This is a genomic window from Lactobacillus equicursoris DSM 19284 = JCM 14600 = CIP 110162 (genome assembly GCF_001434815.1).
Lineage (GTDB): Bacteria > Bacillota > Bacilli > Lactobacillales > Lactobacillaceae > Lactobacillus > Lactobacillus equicursoris.
In genome coordinates this window covers 47788-70352 of sequence record NZ_AZDU01000004.1, presented here as the reverse complement: position 1 = coordinate 70352, position 22565 = coordinate 47788, and the positions used below count along the sequence as shown (strand labels likewise).

Below are 22565 nucleotides of genomic sequence, written 5' to 3'. Positions count from 1 at the left end.
TAGTGTCCTAATTTCGGGGGTCATATCAATTTTGCGATTTTCGGTTTACTAATAAGTGGAGGGTAAATAGCTCCAAGACCAAATTCACCCTTGTAAAGTATATGGCATCACTGATGACTATATGTTCTTCACGGTCATGCAAGACAAACACCTTTGCACCTCTGCAACATGAATACTCTTTTTGTGCGTATAAAGTGACTTTTGCGCGTAAAATAGGGGTCATTTTACGGGGTAATGGAGAGATTTACGCTTAATTTTTTGTTTTGCCCGTAAAATAGGGTATAATTTACGGGCAAAGGAGAACTTTTATGCGTAAATTTATTTATTCAAAATACCGGGACTACAAGTGGGACGGTAAAATCATGGGATTAGTAGCCGGTATCCATGAATATCGCGGCCGCCAAACAATGTATCTATCCCAGAGACCCGCTGTCCTGGACAAGTTGGTTGAAATTGCCAAGGTTCAAAGTACTGAAAGTTCTAATGCCATTGAAGGTATCCGCACTACAAGTAACCGCTTGAAACAGTTGGTTGCAGAAAAGACGACACCCAAAAATCGAGATGAGGAAGAGATTGCTGGTTATCGACACGTTTTAGAGATCATCCACAATAATTACAAAGACATCCCAATTACCTCAAATTATATTTTGCAACTGCACAAAGAGCTGTACCGTTTTTCCAATAAATCATTAGGTGGTAAGTACAAAAATGTACAGAACCAAATTATTTCGATCGATGCAAACGGTCTTGAACAGATAGTTTTTACGCCTCTAGAGCCTTATGAAACAGAGCCTGCAATAAAAATGATTTGTAGGCAGTATAATGAGGAATTAGCTTCAGAAGATGTTGATCCACTAATATTGATTCCGATATTCATCCATGATTTTCTATGTATCCACCCATTCAGTGATGGCAATGGGCGGATGAGCCGGCTATTAACTACCCTGCTGCTGTATCGTTCAGGTTATGTCGTTGGTCGTTATGTTTCTCTTGAAAAAAAGATTGCCGAAACTAAGCAGTTATACTACCAGGCTTTAAACGATAGTCAGGTAGGTTGGAGAGAAGGGACGGAGGACGTCACGCCATTTATCAAATATCTCTTACAAATTATCATTGCAGCTTATCGTGATTTTGAAGAACGAATTGATATTGTGGATCAAAAATCGACCGCAGTAGACCAAGTTCATAAAGCAATAAATATGATAATTGGTAAATTTACTAAAAGTGAAATTATGGAACTGTGTCCAGGACTTAGCCGTTCTGCAGTAGAGAAGTCGCTCAGAGAACTTGTTGAAAAGAATGTTATCGTCAAACGTGGGGTAGGTCGTGGAACCTATTACTTGAGATCCGATTCATTGGTGTAAAACAGCTATTTTACTCACCTTACTCTTTTTGACATCCTGAACTAAACCGCAAGCCCTTGATGACCAGAAGGCGGCAGTTAGCGAAAATGACGTGATTGTGGTCAATGAAGATCAGAGTGCCTGGGTGAGTGACCGGATCATCTGCTGCTTTGACCAAGCAGACGAGGATGGATACGATGAATAAAACGATTGATGAAAATCCAATCAAGCCTTACCTCGTTACTTTAAAGGTCAATAGCAAAAAGCCCTACAAAAATTCAGAAGCTAGTGTCAAAGTCGTTAAAGATGGCAAACGCTATAAACCGGTTGGCAACTTCAAGCTCAAGAAGCCGAAAATTGAAGTTGACTTCTACTATGGGTTTGTCGTTGCTAACCATGCCGTGTTATCCCACTTGGCAATCAATGGTACCGATCATCAACTGAAGCGTCTGATCACTAGAGTGCTTTTTCCGGCAACGACCGACATTGGCAAGACCAAGAAATCTGGCAATGCCAAGCCGCAAATTGTCCGCTTTAGTGGCCTGGTGGGGGCTACAGCCTCTAAGGTTAAAAGTAAGGGCTATTACCAGCTCCAAATTCCATATCAAATGCATTAGTCTCGGACAAATCAGCGAAAAGTCTATGGATGTTATGACTGAGCCAAAGATGATGTGGGATTATGCTTAAGGCGATTGACACTTGTAGAGAGAAGATCTACCTCAGAAGTGTTAAAATCTCCTGGAGAGGCTAGAAGGAATAAGGAAGAATCAGACAAAGAACCAAACGAAAGGCAACAATCATGAACATCCAAATTTTTGGCACCAAGAAAAGTGCCGACACCAGAAAAGCCGAGCGCTTCTTTAAAGAGCGCGGAATCAAATTTCAATCGATTGATCTCAAGCAAAAGGGCTTCAGCAAGAAAGAATTAACCTCGATCTTGCAAGCCGTTGGCGGGATGGACCAGCTTTTAGACGAAAACACTAAAGACCAAGACACCTACGTCCTCATCAAGTACCTGACCGACCAGGACAAATTTGAGAAGGTGCAAGAGCACCCCCTGGTGGTGAAACAGCCTGTGGTCCGCAATGGCCAACAGGCGACGGTCGGCTATCAACCGGATGTTTGGAAGATATGGGAGTAGCCGATTCCGTGCTTTAAAAGGCAGATCACCGGAAGAAAGTGAATTGTTATCAAAGCTTAAGCCGAAAAATAGTAAGTGATCCCATCTTGTTTAAAAGTAGTCCTATTTGACTCCAGCAGAAAAATAATAACCTCACCATGGCGGCCAGTCTCAGCTGACCGCTTTTTTCATATCTTCAAAGGACCTTCTGCTGTATACTAGATATGTTATGCAGCTATTGAAGGGAGTATTTGCTAAAAATGGAACTTAACATGTCGCCGGCTGCCTATGCCAATAATCTGTTCCACATGGCGATTCCGGCCATAGTCTGCTGGGGGATCCTGGCCCTGTCCATGTGGCGGGACCGCAGCCGCTACCGGAACACGGTCTTGTGCTTTATCGCCTTGCTGTTCACTATCCCGGTCGTCAGCGCTTTGTTTGGCCCCTGGCAGGAGGCCGCCTTTGTGGCGATCGCGCTCTTGATCGTCCTCGTCATCTTCTGTGTACCCGTGATTTTGATTGTCAACGGCGTGCAGATGATCAAAAAGGAGGGGACCCGCTTCCAGAACCTGCTGTCGCTGTTCTTGGGTCTGATCGTTGGCGCCGGGGAAATCTGCACGGTGCTAGCGATCTTATTGCCGTATTTAGGCGTTTTCCAGTCTATGACCGAGCACGGAGCGCTCAAGGCCTCGCTTTTGTCATGGCTCTTTGTCCTCATCGCTGTTTCCGTCGTCTACGGCTCGCTGGTCTTTGTTTCCTTCATGTTTTATACGCTGCTTTTGCAGATCGTGCCCCACAAGCACGACTTTGACTATGTCATCATCCACGGCAGCGGCCTGATTGGGGGCAGCCGCGTCTCCAAACTCCTAGCTGACCGTTTGGACAAGGCAATTTTTCTGTACAAAAATGACCCAACCCCACCAATGATGATCCCGTCGGGCGGGCAGGGCAGCGACGAAGACCTCTCTGAAGCGGCCGCTATGGCCCAGTACCTGCGCGACCACGGCATTCCTGACGACCACATCCTCTTAGAAGACCAGTCCCTCACGACCCTGGCGAACCTGCAAAACTCCAAGGCCCTGATTGACGCCCGCCCTGGTCGCAAGTACACGGTCCTGGTGACTAGCAATTACCACGTTTACCGGGCTTTGCGCTATTGTCGCAAGATCGGCCTCAAGTGTACCGGCGTCGGCGCCCACGTTGCGCCTTACTACTGGCCAAGTGCGCTGATTCGGGAATTTGTCGCCATCCACCGTGAGAAAAAACACCTGATTCTTTTCCTGGCCGGCTGGGTAGTCACCGTCTTGCCCCTGGTCTTGATCCTCTTTGAGATGGCTTAAGCGGAAAACTTTTTAACACCGGATCCTTTTTTCAAAAAGTAGCGTATAATGGTAGCAGACTAATCTAGGGTGCGCTTACATGCCAATTGTTAAGCTAAGAAAGCTTTTGACCGTACCCAAGGAGTTTACCGTCACCGCCGACAGCTACCGCGTTTATCAAAGCGAGGACGGAATGCTCCTCTACGTGCCAGTCACCGTTGAGGATCCCTTGGGTAAGACAGATCTGGCTTATTTTAAGAAGAAGTATGGAAAAAGAAGCAGGAGGACAAGCAATGAATAAACAAGAAACCTACCAGTGGCTGACCGACCACCAGATCCCTTATGAAGTGACGGAGCACAAGCCTGTCTTCTCGATGGAGGACCTGCGCGACGTGGATCTTCCGTACCCTGAAGCCAATGCCAAAAATCTCTTCGTCCACGACCGGAAAAAGCGGCATTTTTACCTGATCCTGGTCCGGGGCGAAAAGCGCGTTGATCTGAAGGCCTTTGCCCAGCGGCAAGAGCTGAAGTCTCTGTCTTTTTGCTCAGAAGGCGACCTCATGGACATTTTAGGCTTGACGCCTGGTTCGGTAACGCCTTTGGGTTTGCTCAATGATGACGAGCGCCAGGTTCACTTTTTTATCGATGCTGAATTTGCCGGTAACAAGGTGGCGGCCCACCCGATGGAGAATACGGCGACGGTGTGGCTGAATGCCGACGACCTGGTGCAGCTGGTCCGAGACCACGGCAACGAGGCCGAATACGTCGACATCCCGGTTTTACCTGAAGAATAATTATTAGACAGCAAGTGCCTCAGGCACTTGCTGTTTTTGCTTGTTTGCTCAAGTAGGGAAAAAGCTGCACAAAAACTTACTCAACTGGGTAAATCGCTGCACAATAACTTACTCAAGTAGGGAAAAAGCTGCACAAAAACTTACTCAACTGGGCAAATCACTGCACAAAAACTTACTCAACTGGGCAAATCACTGCACAAAAACTTACTCAACTAAGGAAAATGTTGCTCAAAAACTATGTCAACTAACTTGGTCGCGCTGCTGGTTGAGTAAAGTTTTGGCCGGGGGTTGGGTTACTTGAGTAAGTTTGTGTGAAGCTTTTTATAAAAAGAGACACCAGTTGAGTAAGAATTGGACCGTGCTTGTCGCTACTTTAGTCAATTTTTGTGCAAGTCAAGCCACATGGCTAGTAAATATATGTATCTCTATAAAAAATATATTTTTCTAGCAATTTAGCTTTGAAAGTGTTACCATGGAACTAGAGAAAATATTTTTGAAGTATAACCAACCAATCCGGGGGACAGAAGGAGACAAAAATGACTTTTCGCAAAGATTTCTTATGGGGCGGGGCAACCGCTGCGAACCAATATGAAGGGGCAGTCCATGAAGGCGGCGCGGCCCTGTGTACCGGCGACGTGATGACCAATGGCTCTCACACCGTGAGACGGCAGGTTACTTGGAAAAAGCCGGATGGTGAAACCGGCTCAACGCCGCTTTGCTTCGGCTCACCAGAGCGCCACTTGCCAGATGGCGCCGTGCCAGTCGAACTGGATGACCCGAAATATTACTACCCAAGCCACATTGCATCTGACTTTTACCACCACTATAAGGAGGACATTGCCTTAATGGCCAAGGAAGGCTTCAAGTGCCTGCGCTTTTCCGTTAAGTGGAGCCGGGTCTTTCCTGATCCAGAAGGTGAGCCAAATGAAGAAGGCTTGCGCTTTTATGAAAAGGTGGTCGACGAGTGCCTGAAATACGGGATTGAGCCTTTGATCACTCTTCACCACTACGAAACGCCGCTAATTTTTGCCCAAAAATGTAACGGCTGGAACGACCGGCGCCTGGTGGACCTCTTCGTTAAGTACGCTAGCACCCTGTTTGATCGCTTTGCCGGTAAGGTTAAGTACTACTTGACTTTTAACGAAATCAACCTGGTGGAAGCTGCGCCTTACGTAACGGCTGGTCTTATCCATGCCGACCCGCAAAACATTGCTAACGCGGCTTACCACCAGTTCCTGGCATCGGCTAAGACGGTGATTCGGGCTCATGAAAGCCACCCTGACATCAAGGTGGGGATGATGCTGGCCTTTAGCCCTTGCTACGGGCTAACCAGTGACCCAGCTGACCAGCTGCTGGCCAGCGAAAGACAAAATAATACTTTGGCCTTTTCTGACGTGATGATGACTGGGGAATACCCGACTTACAAGCTTTTGGACTATCAGCGCCAAGGTATTGTCTTGCCAGAAGAAGCCGGCGATCAAGAGCTGCTCAAAAAAGGGGTCTGCGACTTTTTGTCCTTCTCCTGCTATGGGTCAGCCACTTACACGACCCACGAAGATGCCTTGATCGGCGAAGGAAATGGGGCCAATGGCTCTGGCCAGGCGGCTAACCCATACCTCAAGACTAACGCTTGGGGCTGGGGGACCGACCCGCAGTGCCTCCGCATTGCTCTGAACATTTTTAACAACCGCTATCACTGTCCGCTCTTCTGCGTAGAAAACGGGATCGGTTGGAATGACCAGGTGGAAGACGGGACGGTCCACGACGACTACCGGATCGACTATATGCGGGTCAACATCCAGTCCATGAAGGACGCCGTTGAGCTGGATGGGGTGGACCTGATGGGCTACCTCTACTGGGGTTGCGTGGACATGGTGTCAAACGGCGAAGGCGAGATGGCGAAGCGCTACGGCCAGATCTACGTCGACGCTGACAACCACGGCCAGGGCAGCTTCAAGCGGTCGGTCAAGGATTCCTACTATTGGTATCAAAAGGTGATCGCTTCAAACGGTGAAGATTTGAAATAAGACAAAGCAAGTGCTGGGGCACTTGCTTTGTTATTTGCGGAATTTTTTGAAAATGAATAAAAGAATCTTCTTCCTAGTTTTAGCTTTGCTTGCTTTTTGGGTGATGCCCAAAGAAACAGTCATGGCCGAAAATTCAATCTCCAGCATTGATATTAACGGCAAGGTGAATGAGGATGGCAGTCTCTCAGTAATAAATGAAATTGATTATGACTTTCTTTATGCTTTTAAAGATGGCCCCACTCCAATCATCAACTTCAAGCAAAAAGTCTTTCGGGGACAGAAACTAAAGAATGTTATCGTAGCAGTCGATGATTTAGGAGATAATCCACTCAAGTTCGAGCAAGATAATTCTTCTAAGAAGGGTGGTACTTATCAGCTAACAAAGAACGGGAATTATTACCAATTTAAGATATATCGCTATAAACGGGATTATGAGAATTGGAACTATCCTAGAGTCACCTATAAATATACAATCACCAATGCAGTCAAGACCTATAAAGATGCCAGTGATCTTAATTTTAAGGCTGTTGAGATTCGCGGAGAAAACTGGGCTGATGATGTCAAAGTGACGATTGAGCTTGGCCAGAACGTGAAATTCCTTGATGCTTATTCAAACACTAATGAGCATGATGACATGTATGAGCCCCCTCTTAAAGCTAATAATAAAACTGGTCTAGTTAGGTTTAAGAAAGATGATGATGTAGTTGAATCTGTTAGATTACGATTGATTTTTCCAAATAGTGTAGTTAATCAGAATCAGAATCTTTCATCTAAAAGTATCAGATCTGAAGCTTATTATGAGGAAGAAGGGCTAAATAGCGCCGTTGCAGGTCGTCCTAGAAGAAAGTCAATTTTTCGTAAGATTTATGATCTATTTAATATGTTTGGGCTGTTATTCATTGTCATGATAATTGCCGTGATAGCCTTAGTCGTGAGAATATTAGATTTTATTTTCAAGTCTTTTTAGCTGCAAGTTGCTGGCAACTTAAAAAATTTGAATACCATGTTGAGCACGCGTAAGCGTGCTTTTACTTTGCTAAAAAGCGTGCCTTACGATCGCCAATTACGTCTTCTGGGCTTTTCTAATGGCGGTGCTTCCACCTCGGACCTTTGCCGGAATTGCGGCTTATGGCTGGACTATTAATAATTATGAAAAAGTGTTACCGAAATCCCTTTGCTCAGTTTATTCTGGTTCAAAATGCAGAGCACGTAACTCACCAAGCAGAGGCTAAATATTCCTGGAATCTCCTCAAGCACTTTTATCGGAGCCGCCAGGGGCAGATTAGGGAGCGTTAGGCAAAAAAATATTTTTTAAACAATCCTCAAATTAAAGCAAATGTTCAATTTCATTATGGTATAATTACGAATAAAAATATCATCGCTTTTAATAGGAGGAAGTAACAATGAAAGCTAAAGAATTGCGGGCTCAGGCCCGGGAAAAACTGGCGCAGATCCCCAAGAAACACTACATGGTCGAAGCCTTGATCTACATGGCTGTGGTTGTCGTTACGAGCCTGATTGGTCAGCATTTTGACAAAGACGATGGCAAGACTACTAGCCTGTTGATCCTGTACCTTCTGGAATTCTTGGTCATGATCTTCAAGTTCAACTTGCAGGTTTACTTCAAGCGCTACCAGCAAAAATTGGCCAAAGAAGAAGGAGAAGCACCAGGCTATTTTGTCGGGCTGTCTAGTGCTCACTCCTGGAAGTGCCTGGTTTACAACTTCTTCATGTCCCTGCTGACCTTTGCCTTGACCGCCTTTTACCTTATCTATATTTTAGGCATGGTAGTTGCTGGGGCTTTGGCCTTTAGCTTCTCTACTGATGGCAATCCAACTCCCATCATCTTGACTGCTCTTGGCTTTTTGGCCCTCCTCTTGCTTTTATCGATTTTGGTTTTGTGGATTCAGTATCGCTTCTACATGACGCCGTACATCATTGATGATGACATTGAGCAGGGCAATGATCGCAGCATCTTCCAGCAAATGGGTGCCAGCTGGCGCATGATGAAGGGGCACGTTTGGAAGCTCTTTTGCCTGAACATCTCCTTCATTGGCTGGGGTCTGCTTACTCTCTTGACTTTTGGGATTTTAAGCATCTGGACCCTGCCTTACCAAAACTTGGCACAAGCTGAGTTCTACGCTCAAATCAGTGGCCAAGAAGAAAAGTAATCTTTGAATAAAGTAAAAGCTCACTCCATTGGAGTGAGCTTTTTTATGTCTAAAAATTAGAGCAGGTGAATGCCAGCTTCAGCGCATTGTTCAATCATGTCGTCTGGCCAGATGCCGGCTTGGACTTCGCCGATGTGGGCCCGGCCAAGCAGCAGCATGCAAAGGCGAGATTGACCGATCCCGCCGCCGATAGTCAGCGGCAGGCGGTCGCTCAAAAGGGCCTTGTGGAATGGCAGGTTCAAGCGCTCTTCTTCACCAGCGGCAGCAAGCTGCTTTTTCAAAGAATCGCGGTCAACCCGGATCCCCATGGAAGAGATTTCCAAAGCGCGCTGCAGCGGTTCAAACCAGAAGAGGATGTCGCCGTTTAAGAGCCAGTCGTCGTAGTCTGGAGCCCGGCCATCATGAGGTTCGCCGTCTTTCAGCGGCCAGCCGATCTTGGACAAGAAGACAGCGCCGTATTCCTTGGCAATCAGATCTTCGCGTTCTTTGCGGCTCTTGTCAGGCCAGCGGTCTTCTAGTTCATCAGTCGTGACAAAAGTGATCTGGTCCGGCAAGTGGTAGACCGCGGCTGGGAACTTGTACCAAACCTCGTGTTCCATGTGCTTGATGATCTTAAAGATTTCGCGCACCACAGATTGGAGGTATTCGGTAGTTCTTTGTTCGCGGGTGATAACCCGTTCCCAGTCCCACTGGTCAACATAGACAGAGTGGAGGTTGTCCAGTTCTTCGTCGCGGCGGATGGCGTTCATGTTGGTGTAGAGACCTTCGCCAGGTTGGAAGTTGTATTTGCCAAGGGCATAACGCTTCCACTTGGCAAGGGAGTGGACAACTTCGAAGGTTTCGCCAGGGATGTCTTGGGCATCAAAGGCAACCGGGCGCTCAACCCCGTTCAAGTTGTCGTTTAAGCCAGATGATTTTGGCACGAAGAGGGGAGCAGAGATCCGTTCGAGGCCCATCTCCTTGCCAAATTCGCGCTGGAAGGTATCGCGGATGTATTTGATTGCGGCTTCCGTTTCGCGGACAGACATCTTGGGATCGTATTTTTCAGGAATGGTCAAGTTCATAGAGTGATTCCTCTTTCTAAAAATCTTCACTACTTTATTTTACTAGTTTTTTAGATTTTTGTGAATGATTGCTTAGAAAATGATGCGATAGCAATTCGGCTAACGAGATTCGGGGGCCTAAGCCGTCCAAAACGACCTTAGCTAACAAAATTGGCTTAAAACTATACGAAAAAAATTTGTATACCATTCGCCCCCGTCACGGCGGGACTGGTGATTTCTATACAAACTATACGAACCAGAAAACGTATTGACTTCGTTTTTCTGAAAGCTATAATTCAAAGTACGTCGAGCCGAATAAATGCCGACAAATAAGATTAGAGAGGACACGCTATGTCTTTTACCAGAATTGTCACGGCGGCCAGTTACCTGCCGGCTCTGGTCGTGGATAACGACCAGTTGTCTGCGATCATGGACACCAGTGACGAATGGATTTACACCCGGACCGGGATCAAGCGCCGGCACCTGGCCACAGACCAGAATACCAGTGACCTGGCCCTCGAAGTGGCCAAAAAGCTTCTAGCTAACAGCCAGCTGGATCCAGCCGACTTAGACTTGATCGTTGTGGCCACCATGTCGCCTGATGCGGCAACGCCCTCAACCGCCGCCATTATCCAAGGCAAACTTGGTGCTAAAAACGCGGCCGCCTTCGACATCTCGGCTGCCTGCTCGGGTTTTGTCTATGCCTTAGACCTTGCAGACAAGATGCTGGCCGACGGGCAAAAGTCCTTAGTTCTAGGCGCCGAAGTCTTGAGCAAGCTGCTAGACTGGGGCGACCGGTCGACGGCGGTCCTCTTTGGCGACGGGGCCGGGGGTGTCTTACTTAGTAAAGACGCCGATCAGCCGCACTTTTTAGCCAGCCAGCTGAAGACTTACGGGGACAAGGCTGATGAACTGTCAGCTGGGATTACGTCCCCGCGGCCTTTTCCTGGCCAGCAGCACGACTACTCTTACTTTCAGATGAATGGCAGAGCAGTCTACACCTTTGCCACCCACCAGGTGCCGCAAAGCATTGTTGAAACGGCTAGAAAGGCCGGGGTAGAGCTTGGCGCTATCGACGCCTTCCTTCTTCACCAGGCTAACGCCCGCATCATTAAGCAGGTAGCCAAAAGGCTGGACCAGCCCCTTGACAAGTTTCCAGTCAACATCACTGAATGCGGCAATACCTCCGCCGCCAGCGAGGCGATACTGCTGGATGAATGCCTGGCCAAAGGCATGGTCAAAAAGGGTCAAACCATCATGCTGGCCGGCTTTGGCGGGGGGCTGACCACCGGCAGCCTGTTGGTCAAATTGTAAAATAAGCAAAAAATTAATTACTAAACCGAAGATTTTTAAAAAAACGAAAGGAACACATATCATGACTGAAGCAGAAATTTTTGAAGCCGTAAAGGAAATCGCCGCTGAACAATTGGATATTGACGCCGGCACCATTACCATGGACACCAACATCAAGGAAGACCTGGACGCTGATAGCTTGGACCTGTTTGAAATTGTCAGCGAACTGGAAGACAAGTACGACATTGATCTTGACGCCGACGAAGGCCTGGTTAAGGTGAGCGACGTAGTCAAGACGGTGAAGGCAGAACTCGATGACTAGGGAAAAATTCGCCGTCCTCTTTAGCGGGCAGGGCGCACAAGCAACTGGCATGGGGCTGGACCTCCTCGAAGATCCCCTGTTTGCTGAAACAATTGCAAAAGCCAGCGAGGCCAGCAAGCTGGACTTAGTCGCCGTTTTCAAAAATGAGCACGGTGAACTGGACCAAACCCGCTATGTGCAGCCGTCCTTGGTTGCTTTTGAAGCCGGGATCTGGCAGATGCTCATGCGGGACACCGATTTAGACGTAGCCGGCATGTTGGGGCTGTCGCTTGGTGAATACGGCGCAGTGATTGCCTCAGGCGCCTTGGATTTAGAAATGGACATTGCTTTGACTAGCGACAGAGCAAGCTACATGCAGGCCGATTGCGAAAAAATAGCCAGCTCCATGGCCGCCTTGGTAAAGCCAAAACTGGACGAGCTGAAAAAGTTACTTGGCGACCTAGAAAGCGCCGGCAAGCAGGTCTACTTCTGCAACTTCAATTCACCCAAGCAAGTGGTGATCGGCGGGACCAAGGATGATCTGGCCCAGGCCTTGGATCTGATCAAGGAGCAGGGCTTAGCCAAGCGGGTTGTCAATTTAGACGTCGCCGGGGCCTTCCACACGCATCTTTTTCTCGAATCAGCCAAAAAGATGCAAGACCGCTTAAGAGGTGTGGCCTTTAACCAGCCCCAATATCCGGTCTACTCCAACACCATCATCCAGCCTTTTACGGCTGGCAACCTGGCGGAAATCCTGGAAGTGCAGCTGATGGAGCCAACCAATTTTGGCGATTGTCTTGCCAAGCTGCAGGCTGAAACTGGCTTCACCCAGACCCTGGAAATTGGCCCAGGCAAGACTCTCAGTTCTTTTGCCAAAAGCCTGGACCGGAGCCTCGGCAAGTTCCACATCGGCAGCATGGCCGATTACCAAGATTTTTTAGAAAGTTATCAAAATGGATTTGAAGGATAAAACGGTACTGGTGACCGGGTCAACCCATGGGATTGGCCGGGCGTGCGGCTTAGCTTTTTTACAAAAAGGCAGCCGGGTCGTCTTTAACGGCAGAAAGGAAATGCCGGAGGACTTGCAGGCTGAACTTGCGGCTTACCCGGGTCAATGGGAATACCTGCCTGCTGACGTCAGTCAGGAAGCAGATGTGAAAGGCCTGATCAAGCAAGTGGTCGCTGAGTTTGGATCTTTGGACGTACTGGTCCACAGTGCCGGGATCACCAAGGACCAGATCATGATTGGCCTGAAGACCAGCGACTTTGACGAGGTGATCAATGTCAACCTCCGCGGAAGCTTTTTAATCAACAAGTATGCCATGAAAAAAATGCTGAAGCAAAGGTCCGGGGCGATCATCAACCTGTCCAGCGTAGTAGGGATGCACGGCAACCAAGGGCAAGCCAACTATGCCGCAGCTAAAGCCGGCGCAATCGCCTTGACCAAGACCGCTGCTAAAGAAGGCGCTGCTCGCGGCGTGCGGGTGAACGCGATTGCCCCCGGCATGATTGAGACCCGGATGACTGAGGCAGTGAGCGACGAAGCTGCGGAAGCTGCCCTAGCAGCGATTCCCCTTGGCCGCTACGGTCAGGCTGGTGAAATCGCCCACGCGGCAGTCTTTTTGGCAGAAAACGACTACATTACGGGTCAAGCCCTAGTAGTTGACGGCGGAATGACAATTTAGAAAAGAGATTAGGATGAACAGAGTAGTGATTACGGGCCTGGGCGCCCTCAGCCCCAACGGCAATGGCTACGAGGCTTTTGTCAAAAATACCCTAGAAGGGCAAATCGGGATCAAGCCGATTACCAAGTTTGACGCAGCAGACACTGGCATCAGCGTGGCTGGCCAGATCGACGACTTTAATGTTGACCAAGCTGGCGGGAAAAAATTGGCCAAGAGAATGGACCTATTTTCCCAGTATGCCTTGGCCGTTTGCCAGGAAGCCTATGACATGGCGGGCCTTGACGGAGCCGTTGATCCTGAAGACTTCGGCGTCATCTGGGGCAGCGGGATTGGAGGGCTAACCACTATCCAAGACCAGGTCATCAAGATGCACGACAAGGGGCCCAAGCGCGTGTCACCGCTCTTCATCCCCATGGCCATCGCCAACATGGCGGCCGGCAACATCTCCATTCGCTTCAATGCCCAAAATATTTCAACCACTGTCGTCACCGCTTGCGCCTCAGCCACCAATGCCATCGGCGAAGCCTACCGCTACGTTAAAGAAGGCCGGGCCAGCATAGTCATAACCGGGGGGAGTGAAGCGAGCTTAAACAAAACGGCGATTTCCGGCTTTGCGGCCCTGACCGCCTTGTCGGCCGCAACTGATCCACTGGCAGCTTCTCTGCCTTTTGACAAAAAGCGTAACGGCTTCGTTTTAGGCGAAGGCGCGGGCGCTCTGGTTTTGGAAGAATTAAGCCACGCCCAAGCCCGGGGCGCCAAGATCTACGGTGAAATCGTGGGCTACGGTGTCTCTAGTGACGCCTACCACATCACCAGCCCTGATCCGGCAGGCCAGGGAGCTGCCAGGGCCATGAAGCTGGCGCTGAAAGACGCTCAGATTAGCCCAGACCAGGTCGGCTACATCAACGCCCACGGCACGGCCACCCACGCTAACGACGAAGGTGAGTCGCGTGCGATCCGGGAACTTTTTGGCAAAAATAACAAGGTCCTCGTGTCTTCAACCAAGGGGATGACCGGGCATCTGCTGGGCGCTGCTGGCGCAGTCGAAGCCGTGATCACGGCCGCAAGTCTTGCAAAAGGCATCTTGCCGGTTAACGTGGGCGCAAGCGAGCAAGATCCTGCATGCGACGTGACTTTGGTAAGGGAAGACAACCGCCGCCAGGATGTGAAATATGCCTTGAGCAATTCTTTTGGCTTTGGCGGCCACAACGCGGTTTTAGCTTTGAAAAAATGGGAGGGCTAAGCGTGGAATTAAAAGATGTTGAACGCCTGATGGACAAGTTTGAAACTTCTTCTATCAGGGAAATGCAAGTGGACGCAAATGGCGGACACTTATTTTTAAGCAAAAATACGAATGCAGCTGCCCTAAATAAGCAAGAAGCAGCTAATCCGGAAAAGACTGCTGAAGCTGTAGCCGAAAAGGTACAGGAAAAAGCTGTAGAAGATGGCTCGGAAGAGAAGAATGAAGCAGCTGGTACTGCCATCAAGTCCCCCTTAGTTGGGACGGTTTACCTGCAAAGCAAGCCAGGCGCAGCTCCTTACGTGAAAGTGGGCGACCGGGTTGAAAATGGCCAAGTCGTCTGCATCGTGGAAGCCATGAAGATGCTGACCGAGATCAAGAGCGACGTGGCCGGCACCGTGAGCCAGGTCTGCGTTGAAAACGGCGACCTGATTGAGTGTGACCAGGAACTCTTCTTGGTCAAGGAGGATTAGATGGAATTAGATAGTACTGCCATTCAAAAAATCATTCCTCACCGCTACCCCATGCTCTTGATCGACAAGGTGGTGGAGCTTGCGCCAGGCGAGCGGGCGGTCGCCATCCGCAACGTAACGATCCACGAAGAAATTTTTCAAGGCCACTTCCCAGGCAATCCCGTCATGCCGGGCGTTTTGATCATCGAATCCCTGGCGCAAACGGGAGCAGTGGCCCTGCTCAGTCAACCGGAATTTGCCGGCAAGACCGCCTATTTTGGCGGCATCAACAAGGCTCGTTTTCGCAAGATGGTCAAGCCTGGCGACACCATGCGCTTAGAAGTAACTCTGGAAAAGGTGAAGGGGCACATCGGCAAGGGAATCGGCGTTGCCAGCGTTGACGGGGAAAAAGCTGCTACGGCGGAATTGACTTTTATGATTGGCTAGGTGAGTTGCATGTTTAAGAAAATTCTAGTCGCCAACCGGGGCGAAGCCGCAGTCCGGGTGATCCGGACTTTAAAAGAAATGGGGATCCAGTCAGTCGCCATTTATTCAAGCGCTGACCGGGAGAGCCTGCACGTGCAGCTGGCCGATGAAGCCGTCTGCGTGGGCGGTCCCCGGGTTGGGGATTCTTACTTGAATATGAAAAATATTATCGCCGCTGCTGTCGGGACAGGCGCCGAAGCCATCCACCCAGGATATGGCTTTTTGTCAGAAAACAGCGAGTTTGCTCGTTTATGTGAATCTTGCGGGATCACTTTTATCGGCCCGAGCGCTGACACCATTGACGCCATGGGCAACAAGGAGCATGCAAGACAATTAATGGCCCAAAATGGCGTGCCCGTGACCCCAGGCAGTCCCGGCTTTATTCATGACAGCCAAGAGGCTAAAAAGATCGCGGCCGAAGTGGGCTACCCAGTTCTTTTAAAAGCTGCGGCTGGTGGCGGCGGCAAGGGGATCCGGCAGGTGGCTAGCGAAAGCGAGATGGACGAATCCCTGTCGGTAGCCCAAACCGAAGCCCGGCAGGTTTTTGGCGACGATTCCATGTATCTGGAAAAAGCGCTCCTCAATGTTAAGCACATCGAAGTCCAGATTTTCCGGGATGCCTTTGGCCATACCGTCTACTTCCCTGAAAGAGACTGTTCTCTGCAAAGACGCAAGCAAAAGGTGATCGAAGAAAGCCCCTGCGAGCTTTTATCTGACGAAGAACGGGAAAAACTTGGCCAAATCGCGGTCAAGGCGGCCAAAGCAGCTGACTACGTCAACACCGGGACCATCGAGTTCTTGATGGATCAAGACCATAATTGCTACTTCATGGAAATGAATACGCGGCTCCAGGTTGAGCACACGGTAACCGAAATGGTGACCGGGATCGACCTGGTCAAGGCCCAGATCTTGGTGGCAGCTGGAGAGGAGCTGCCTTTTAAGCAAGAGGATCTAGCGCCTAGAGGCCACGCTATCGAATGCCGGATCAACGCTGAAGACGCCAAAAACGGCTTCATGCCAAGCACTGGCAAGGTTGACTACCTCTTTTTGCCAGTGGGCAATCCGGGAATGCGGATCGACTCGGCCCTCTACCAGGGCATGACCGTTTCGCCCTTTTACGATTCCATGCTGGCCAAGGTGGTGGCTTTGGGCGAAAACCGGGAGGCGGCGATTGCCCGGATGGAGCGGCTCTTAAGCGAGCTGGTCTTGCGCGGCGTCACCACCAACCAGAACCTGCACCTGGCCATCCTGGCTGATCCGATTTTTGGCAAGGAAACTTTTACCAATACCTATCTAGAGAGCGAATTTTTACCGAAGTGGAAGGAGGACTGCGATGCAGCTGTTTGAAAAAAATAATACCCTGTCAGGCCGGCATGTAAAAACTGATCAGTCCACCTGGGACCAGGTGCCAGACGACTTCCTCCTGCGCTGTCCTAAGTGTCAGCGGGTGATCTTCCGCGACCAACTGGATGAGTATATGACTTGTCCCTCTTGTGACTATGGCTCTCGCATTTCTGCCAAAAAGCGTCTAGAATGGCTGGTCGACGATTATGAAGAATGGGATGTAGGGATTAGTCCAGCAGACCCACTTCATTTCCCAGGTTATGAGCAAACAATTGCCAAGGGCGAGAAACATTCGGGCCTAAAGGAAAGCGTCTGGACCGGCATAGCCGACTTTGGCGGGCAAAAGGCTGCCTTAGGCATCATGGATCCCACCTTCATCATGGGGTCTCTGGGCCAGGCAACTGGTGAAAAAATCACACGGATGTTTGAACGGGCCATTGCTGGGAAATTGCCGGTGGTGCTGTTTACCGCCTCCGGCGGGGCGAGGATGCAGGAAGGAATTTTTTCCCTGATGCAGATGGCCAAGGTGTCAAACGCGGTGGCCCAGCTGAAAAAAGCAGGTCTAGCCTACATCGTGGTCTTGACTGACCCGACAACGGGTGGGGTGACCGCCAGCTTTGCCAGCGAGGGCGACTACACCTTTGCTGAGCCCCGGGCCATGGCAGCCTTTGCTGGCCGCCGGGTGATTGAGCAGACCATCCATGAAAAATTGGCTAAAGACGCCCAGGATGCCGAAACGGTCATGCGGCATGGTTTTATCGATGCGATTGTTAGCCGGCAGGAAGAAAAAGCTACGATTTCGTGGTTCTTAAAGAATGGAGGTCGTTATGAATCAGGCAATTGAAACGGTTAGAGCTGCCCGGTCTAGCAACAAGATCACGGACCAGGAAATTCGCGAATACCTTTTTCCTGACTTTTTCGAGCTGCATGGCGATGGCGCCTACGGAGACGACCCAGCCATTGTCGGCGGGATCGCGACATTTCACGGTCAGCCGGTAACGGCGATCATGACCAGTCGGGGGAAAAATCTAGAAGAGCGGATGAAGAAGCACTTTGGTCAGCCGTCTCCTTCTGGCTACCGCAAGGCCTTGCGCCTGGCCAAGCAGTCGGCCCATTTTGGCCGGCCGGTTCTGCTTTTTGTCGATACGGCTGGTGCTTATCCTGGCAAAAAGGCAGAGCGTTACGGGCAGGGGCAGGCTATTGCCAGGAACCTTTTAGAGCTGGGCCAGTTGCCAACGCCAATTATCACCGTCATCTACGGCGAAGGTGGCAGCGGCGGGGCGCTGGCTCTAGCTTGCGGGGACGAGGTCTTCATGCTGAAGTACTCCATGTATTCGGTTCTGTCGCCTGAAGGCTTTGCCTCCATTTTGTGGAAGGATGCTGGCCGGAGCGCTGAAGCCGCTGAGCTATTGGGGCTGACGCCAGACAAGCTGCTGGAAGACGGCGTGGTTGAAGGAGTAATTCCTTTTGCCCAAGACAAGCAAGTGCAGTGCCGAGAAATTGATCAAGTTTTAAGTCAGGAAATAAAAAAGCTTCAGGCCTTGTCTAGTGAGGAACTACTCGCCAGACGGCATGAACGCTTTAGGAAATTTTAGGTGAGAAAATGTCAGGATTTTTAACAGGTAAAAAAATCGTTGTGATGGGCGTGGCCAACCAGCGCTCCATTGCTTGGGGCTGTGCCAAGCAGATGTCAGCGCAAGGGGCAGAGGTCATTTACACCTACCAAAATGACCGGCTGAAAAAGGGCCTGGAAAAGCTGGGATTGACCGAAGATAAACTAATTGAGTGTGACGTGGCTAGCAATGAGAGCATTGAGGCGGCTTTTAGCCAGATTAAGAGCCGCTTTGGTCAGGTGGACGGGATCGTTCACGCTATTGCGTTTGCGCCGAAAGGGGAACTAGAAGGGTCAATTCTCAATTCTACCCGGGATGGCTACTTGACCGCCCAAAACGTGTCCAGCTATTCTCTTTTAGCGGTTGCTAAAGAAGCTGAAAAGCAAGATTTGTTAAAAAATCCTGCTGCCCTTGTTACCTTAACCTTTATGGGCTCAACCCGTGCTGTGCCCAACTACAACACCATGGGCATTGCCAAGGCGGCTCTAGAAAGCAGTGTTCGTTATTTGGCCCGCGACCTTGGTGAACAAGGCGTCCGCGTTAACGCCATTTCAGCTGGGGCGATGAAAACCTTAGCAGTAACCGGGATTGGCGGCCACAAAGAGCTGCTAAAAGAAGCCCAAAGCCGGACGGTTGATGGCGTCAACGTTACCTTAGAAGAACTGGGTAACGCCTGCGCCTTTTTGGTCAGCGACTTGTCAACCGGCTTAACTGGCGACGTAATCTATGTTGACAAGGGAGTGCACCTGTCCTAATGAAGATCGCCTTTTTAGATGAGGTCACGTCGACTCAGGACTTGGTCAAAGAGCGGATTAAGCGCGGGGAGAGCATGGAAGCTTTTGCCATTTGCGCTAAGCGGCAAACTGCCGGCTATGGCAAGCAAGGACGGGCCTTTTATTCACCTGCCCGGGGGCTTTACTTGACGGTGGCCCTGCCAGAAAAAATGGTGCAGGATTCGCAAATTTTGACCCTGGCCGTCGGGGTTAAAGCGGCAGAACTCTTGATGGATTGGTCCGGTAATTCGCGCTTGCGCCTCAAGTGGGTCAATGACCTTTATTTGGATGGTCATAAGATTGGCGGCATCTTGACGGAAAAAGTCTTGGGCTACTATGTCGTTGGCGTTGGCGTCAATATTGGGATTGAGCTCTTTCCTGAAGAGCTTGCTGAAAAAGCAGCAAGCCTCTTGCCTGGTGCCGACTTTGATCGTGACTTTGTTGTCCAGATGGGGCAGGCGGTATTAGCTGCGGCCAAAGCAGATTCGCAGATTTTGGCAGACTACCGCCGCCTGTCTTATTTGACCGGTAAGCAGGTGACCCTGCAGCTGGGGCACGGGAGCATGTCTGGGATCGTTCAAGATATCGACGACCAGGGATGCCTCCTTTTGGCTAGTGACGGGAAAATTTTGCATATTAATAGCGGTGAAGTGACCAAGGTCAACTTTGCTTGATAGGTTTTGAAAAAATAAACGTAAAAAGATCTAGGATTCTGTTTGTTGCAGAAGTCTGGATCTTTTGTTTTAGGTAAATTATTTGAGGACTGCTTTTTAGGTGGATCTATTGGTCCTTTTGCTGATGATTAATTTAAAAAGCTTACCATTAAACAATAGTTTTTTTACTTAGTGAATTAAAAAATCAATTTTTTGTTCGCATTGCATTCGACATGCGAACGGTGCTACTATTTGAGTTGAAGAAACAGAACACAGGTTCAAGTTTGAATAGAAAGGATAGAAGGGAAGACGATGAACAATCAAGAAATATGCATTCACTTTACTTGTCCCTCGGATGAATGGGAATATCATATTACGACTCGGCTAAAAGAAGATGAGAGCCTGGCTGAGTTCTTGCAGCTCTACTTTGATGACTTTATCATTTTTGATACCGAAAATCCGGAGTACGAGGTGATGGTTCCAGATAGCGGTTTTGAGGTCTTAACTTATATTACGGAAATTACTGATGTTGCGGGTCTACCAACCATCAATACCGATCTCTTTTCCTTTTTTGGCTTCGAACGGCCAAATGATTCTGACCCAGGGCTATTCGGCGACGGCAGCATCTGGAGCGGGGACGATCAAAATGACGATGATAGTTAAATATACAAACAAGCCTAAGTGTTACTACAATGTTTATTAAAATAAAAAAAGCGCTTCGCGCTTTAAAATTAAAAACTTAGTTAACAAATCTGGTCCTTGAGTTGATCGTATTGGCTCTTTAACTCTAGATCAAGGTAATATGGCACCTTAACCGGTTGAACCTTTTGACCATAAAGAGCAAAAAGCATGGTTAGGTCGCTCTTCCACTTGGCAATTTCCTCGTCCAGACTATCTTTACCTTCGCTGAGCAAGGTGTGCAAGAAGTGGTTGGCCACACCGACGTACTTGCCGCCTAGAGCTAAACTCTTCATCACGTCCATCGGCTCTCTGACGCCACCTGACACGATTAAATTGTCGGTCAAAGGAGCAGCTAATAAAGCGGCCAGGGCAGTTGGCAAGCCAACGTAGTCTAAAGCATGAAGCGGGGAGGCGTTTCTTGAGTTCTCAATCTGAGCAAAGTTGGTGCCGCCGGCCCCGCCCAGGTCGAACCATTCAAAGCCGGCTTTTTGCAGGGTCTTGATGGATGTTGGGTCTAGGCCATTGCCAACTTCTTTAACAATGATCGGTACATCGACGGCATCCTTGATTGCCTTCATCCGGTCGAGCCAGATAAAGTCTCGGTCGCCTTCCGGCATGGCTGCTTCTTGAGCGACGTTTAGGTGAATTTGTAAGGCATCAGCCTTGAGGTCATTCACGATTTTTACCGTGGCCTCAACCGGCGTCAAAGGGTTGACATTAGCAAATAAGAGCCCATCAGGGTTGGCTTCGCGTGCAACGTAGAAAGATTCCAGTTGATCTGCTTCTTTGGCGAGGATGCTGGCTGACCCTAAGGCAAGTGCCAGGTGGTGCTTAGCTGCTAATCTACCAAGATTCTGGTTGACTTCTTTGGACTTTTCAGAACCGCCCGTCATGGCGTTGATGAAGAAGGGGGCGTCTAACTCTTTGCCGAACCAGTTGGTCTTGATGACCGCTGGATCCACCTTGCTTTCTGGCAAGGCTGGCCGCAAGAGCTGGACTTGGTCAAAGGAATTCGTTTTCTTTGCATTAAAAAACATCTGCGTTAACGCCAGATGTTCTTCTTTTCTGATTGATCGTTGTGACATGGCGATCCTCTTAAAATGTTAGTTCGGAATGGTGGATATGAAATTCCAAAGGCAGGATGTTGTTCTTAAGCCATTCTCTTCTTAAGAGGTCAACATTGGTATCCTGGTTGACGATGACAATCCCGCAGTCGCCGTTACCGGCACCACTAGTCTTAGCTGCACCGCCAAACTTGTTGGCGATTTCGATTAACTCAGTCAACCGCGGAATTTCAATTGCAATATTGTTGATGGCTGCAAAATGCTGCAAAAGACGTCTGTTAACTGCGATCTGCTTTTGAATCAGCTTGATGTTGTTTTCTTCAAAGCCCTTGATCATCTTCAAGACGCAGTTTCTGGAATCTTCCAGGAATTTAGCATATTCAGCCTTAAGATTCTTCTTGTTGGCATTGGTCTTGTCAACTAAACGTGAGGTAGAAGCGGGTTGCTGGCTCCAACCAACCAAGAGATCCATGCCTTCTGGCGGAACCAATTCTTGGATCTTCAGCCCTGGCCAAGCTTCACTGACCACGTCTGAGAGACGCTTAGCAGCTAATTCTTCAGCCAGCCAAGTCTTATTAAAGGTTTGGTAGGCAATCCAGCCGCCATAAACGCTAGCCGCAATGTCGCCAGCGCTCCCGTTGCCTTGAACAGAATAGTGAGAAATTGTAGAAAGCTTGTAAACTAGGTCCTTGGTGGCCTTAACGCCGTAAAAGTGTAAGATGGCCTTAACCGTGGCTACCGTTACCGCAGCAGAGGAACCTAAACCGTACTTCTTGCCGTCGGCGGAGTCCAGATCGGAGTTGACGAACAAATCGTAGACGTCCATCTTTACGTTCTTTTCCAAGCAGTATCTTTCAGTGAATGAAATAGCGGACAGGATGTATTCGAAGGGATTGTCACGATTGTCAATCACCATCTTTGATCCTTGCCGTACCCAGTGAATTGAATCTTGTGAATACTGCTTTGAATGGATTAAACCAGTGTCGCTAGCGCTCCTCTTAATGGAGACCCTAACGTACTGGTCTAAAGCGACTAAGATTGCTGGGCAATCTTGTTCCAAAACAGCATATTCACCTGCAATATAAAGCTTCCCTGGTGCTTTTTCAGTAATCAAAAAACTCTTCCTCTTATTCTTTTAAGTTTCTTTGTCTATTATATAACTA

25 protein-coding genes are annotated in these 22565 nt (G+C 49.1%); 22 read left to right on the top strand and 3 right to left on the bottom strand.

Going from position 1 to position 22565, the window contains the following annotated elements; genetic code table 11:
• The first annotated feature begins 308 nt into the window (after positions 1 to 308).
• The 9 genes from FC20_RS01815 to FC20_RS01775 all read left to right on the top strand — a co-directional run bounded on the left by FC20_RS01815 (position 309) and on the right by FC20_RS01775 (position 8774).
• The gene (locus FC20_RS01815) at positions 309 to 1364 is read left to right on the top strand and encodes a Fic family protein (protein ID WP_008462992.1); all 1056 of its coding nucleotides are present in this window, start codon (positions 309 to 311) and stop codon (positions 1362 to 1364) included.
• Positions 1365 to 1540: 176 nt separating this feature from the next.
• The gene (locus tag FC20_RS01810; RefSeq protein ID WP_039944270.1) at positions 1541 to 1960 is read left to right on the top strand and encodes a hypothetical protein; all 420 of its coding nucleotides are present in this window, start codon (positions 1541 to 1543) and stop codon (positions 1958 to 1960) included.
• A 182-nt stretch (positions 1961 to 2142) separates the two neighbouring features.
• Positions 2143 to 2484 carry an arsenate reductase family protein gene (locus FC20_RS01805; RefSeq protein WP_008462996.1) on the top strand — a complete coding sequence of 114 codons (342 nt, stop codon included), beginning with the start codon at positions 2143 to 2145 and terminating at the stop codon, positions 2482 to 2484.
• A 239-nt stretch (positions 2485 to 2723) separates the two neighbouring features.
• Entirely contained in the window at positions 2724 to 3803 is a 1080-nt protein-coding gene (locus FC20_RS01800) for a YdcF family protein (RefSeq protein ID WP_008462998.1), read from the top strand.
• 79 nt (positions 3804 to 3882) lie between these two features.
• Positions 3883 to 4083: a hypothetical protein gene (locus FC20_RS01795; RefSeq protein ID WP_008463000.1), complete on the top strand. Its 201-nt coding sequence runs from the start codon at positions 3883 to 3885 to the stop codon at positions 4081 to 4083.
• Entirely contained in the window at positions 4076 to 4576 is a 501-nt protein-coding gene (locus FC20_RS01790) for a prolyl-tRNA synthetase associated domain-containing protein (RefSeq protein WP_039944272.1), read from the top strand. The genes FC20_RS01795 and FC20_RS01790 overlap by 8 nt, the downstream gene beginning before the upstream one ends.
• 536 nt (positions 4577 to 5112) lie before the next feature.
• Positions 5113 to 6603 carry a glycoside hydrolase family 1 protein gene (locus FC20_RS01785; RefSeq protein ID WP_008463004.1) on the top strand — a complete coding sequence of 497 codons (1491 nt, stop codon included), beginning with the start codon at positions 5113 to 5115 and terminating at the stop codon, positions 6601 to 6603.
• Positions 6604 to 6655: 52 nt separating this feature from the next.
• Positions 6656 to 7570 carry a DUF2207 domain-containing protein gene (locus FC20_RS01780; RefSeq protein ID WP_039944274.1) on the top strand — a complete coding sequence of 305 codons (915 nt, stop codon included), beginning with the start codon at positions 6656 to 6658 and terminating at the stop codon, positions 7568 to 7570.
• A 436-nt stretch (positions 7571 to 8006) separates the two neighbouring features.
• Positions 8007 to 8774, top strand: a complete 768-nt coding sequence (locus tag FC20_RS01775) for a DUF975 family protein (protein ID WP_008463014.1) — start codon at positions 8007 to 8009, stop codon at positions 8772 to 8774.
• Positions 8775 to 8830: 56 nt separating this feature from the next.
• On the opposite strand, the gene asnA is transcribed toward FC20_RS01775, so the two are convergent.
• The gene (gene asnA / locus FC20_RS01770; RefSeq protein ID WP_054667912.1) at positions 8831 to 9838 is read right to left on the bottom strand and encodes an aspartate--ammonia ligase; all 1008 of its coding nucleotides are present in this window, start codon (positions 9836 to 9838) and stop codon (positions 8831 to 8833) included.
• A 330-nt stretch (positions 9839 to 10168) separates the two neighbouring features.
• Here asnA and FC20_RS01765 point away from each other — a divergent pair, with 330 nt between their 5' ends.
• The 13 genes from FC20_RS01765 (at position 10169) to FC20_RS01705 (ending at position 20320) form a co-directional block, all read left to right on the top strand.
• Complete coding sequence (locus FC20_RS01765; RefSeq protein ID WP_008463022.1) at positions 10169 to 11131, top strand: beta-ketoacyl-ACP synthase III; 963 nt, start codon at positions 10169 to 10171, stop codon at positions 11129 to 11131.
• A gap of 61 nt (positions 11132 to 11192) precedes the next feature.
• Positions 11193 to 11432: an acyl carrier protein gene (locus FC20_RS01760; protein ID WP_008463024.1), complete on the top strand. Its 240-nt coding sequence runs from the start codon at positions 11193 to 11195 to the stop codon at positions 11430 to 11432.
• Complete coding sequence (locus tag FC20_RS01755; protein WP_008463026.1) at positions 11425 to 12381, top strand: ACP S-malonyltransferase; 957 nt, start codon at positions 11425 to 11427, stop codon at positions 12379 to 12381. Before FC20_RS01760 ends, FC20_RS01755 begins: the two co-directional genes overlap by 8 nt.
• The gene (locus FC20_RS01750) at positions 12365 to 13096 is read left to right on the top strand and encodes a 3-oxoacyl-ACP reductase family protein (RefSeq protein ID WP_008463028.1); all 732 of its coding nucleotides are present in this window, start codon (positions 12365 to 12367) and stop codon (positions 13094 to 13096) included. Before FC20_RS01755 ends, FC20_RS01750 begins: the two co-directional genes overlap by 17 nt.
• A 13-nt stretch (positions 13097 to 13109) precedes the next feature.
• Positions 13110 to 14339, top strand: coding sequence for a beta-ketoacyl-ACP synthase II (gene fabF / locus FC20_RS01745; RefSeq protein ID WP_008463029.1), 1230 nt, complete (start codon positions 13110 to 13112; stop codon positions 14337 to 14339).
• A gap of 2 nt (positions 14340 to 14341) precedes the next feature.
• On the top strand, positions 14342 to 14809 hold the full coding sequence (gene accB, locus FC20_RS01740; protein WP_008463030.1) for an acetyl-CoA carboxylase biotin carboxyl carrier protein: 468 nt from the start codon (positions 14342 to 14344) through the stop codon (positions 14807 to 14809).
• On the top strand, positions 14810 to 15235 hold the full coding sequence (gene fabZ, locus FC20_RS01735; protein WP_008463031.1) for a 3-hydroxyacyl-ACP dehydratase FabZ: 426 nt from the start codon (positions 14810 to 14812) through the stop codon (positions 15233 to 15235).
• Between the two features lie 9 nt (positions 15236 to 15244).
• Positions 15245 to 16621, top strand: a complete 1377-nt coding sequence (gene accC / locus FC20_RS01730) for an acetyl-CoA carboxylase biotin carboxylase subunit (protein WP_008463032.1) — start codon at positions 15245 to 15247, stop codon at positions 16619 to 16621.
• Positions 16608 to 17462: an acetyl-CoA carboxylase carboxyltransferase subunit beta gene (locus FC20_RS01725; RefSeq protein ID WP_008463033.1), complete on the top strand. Its 855-nt coding sequence runs from the start codon at positions 16608 to 16610 to the stop codon at positions 17460 to 17462. Before accC ends, FC20_RS01725 begins: the two co-directional genes overlap by 14 nt.
• Positions 17446 to 18213 (top strand): acetyl-CoA carboxylase carboxyltransferase subunit alpha, encoded by a 768-nt coding sequence (accA, locus tag FC20_RS01720; RefSeq protein WP_056945286.1) that lies wholly within the window; start codon positions 17446 to 17448, stop codon positions 18211 to 18213. The genes FC20_RS01725 and accA overlap by 17 nt, the downstream gene beginning before the upstream one ends.
• 8 nt (positions 18214 to 18221) lie before the next feature.
• Complete coding sequence (gene fabI, locus FC20_RS01715; RefSeq protein ID WP_008463035.1) at positions 18222 to 18986, top strand: enoyl-ACP reductase FabI; 765 nt, start codon at positions 18222 to 18224, stop codon at positions 18984 to 18986.
• Positions 18986 to 19678 carry a biotin--[acetyl-CoA-carboxylase] ligase gene (locus FC20_RS01710; protein WP_008463037.1) on the top strand — a complete coding sequence of 231 codons (693 nt, stop codon included), beginning with the start codon at positions 18986 to 18988 and terminating at the stop codon, positions 19676 to 19678. Before fabI ends, FC20_RS01710 begins: the two co-directional genes overlap by 1 nt.
• Before the next feature lie 291 nt (positions 19679 to 19969).
• Positions 19970 to 20320 (top strand): hypothetical protein, encoded by a 351-nt coding sequence (locus tag FC20_RS01705; RefSeq protein ID WP_008463039.1) that lies wholly within the window; start codon positions 19970 to 19972, stop codon positions 20318 to 20320.
• Between the two features lie 80 nt (positions 20321 to 20400).
• Here the strand turns inward: FC20_RS01705 and fni are convergent, their stop codons facing one another.
• Positions 20401 to 21423: a type 2 isopentenyl-diphosphate Delta-isomerase gene (fni, locus tag FC20_RS01700; protein WP_008463041.1), complete on the bottom strand. Its 1023-nt coding sequence runs from the start codon at positions 21421 to 21423 to the stop codon at positions 20401 to 20403.
• Between the two features lie 10 nt (positions 21424 to 21433).
• Positions 21434 to 22516 (bottom strand): phosphomevalonate kinase, encoded by a 1083-nt coding sequence (locus FC20_RS01695; RefSeq protein WP_008463043.1) that lies wholly within the window; start codon positions 22514 to 22516, stop codon positions 21434 to 21436.
• Positions 22517 to 22565: the final 49 nt, after the last annotated feature.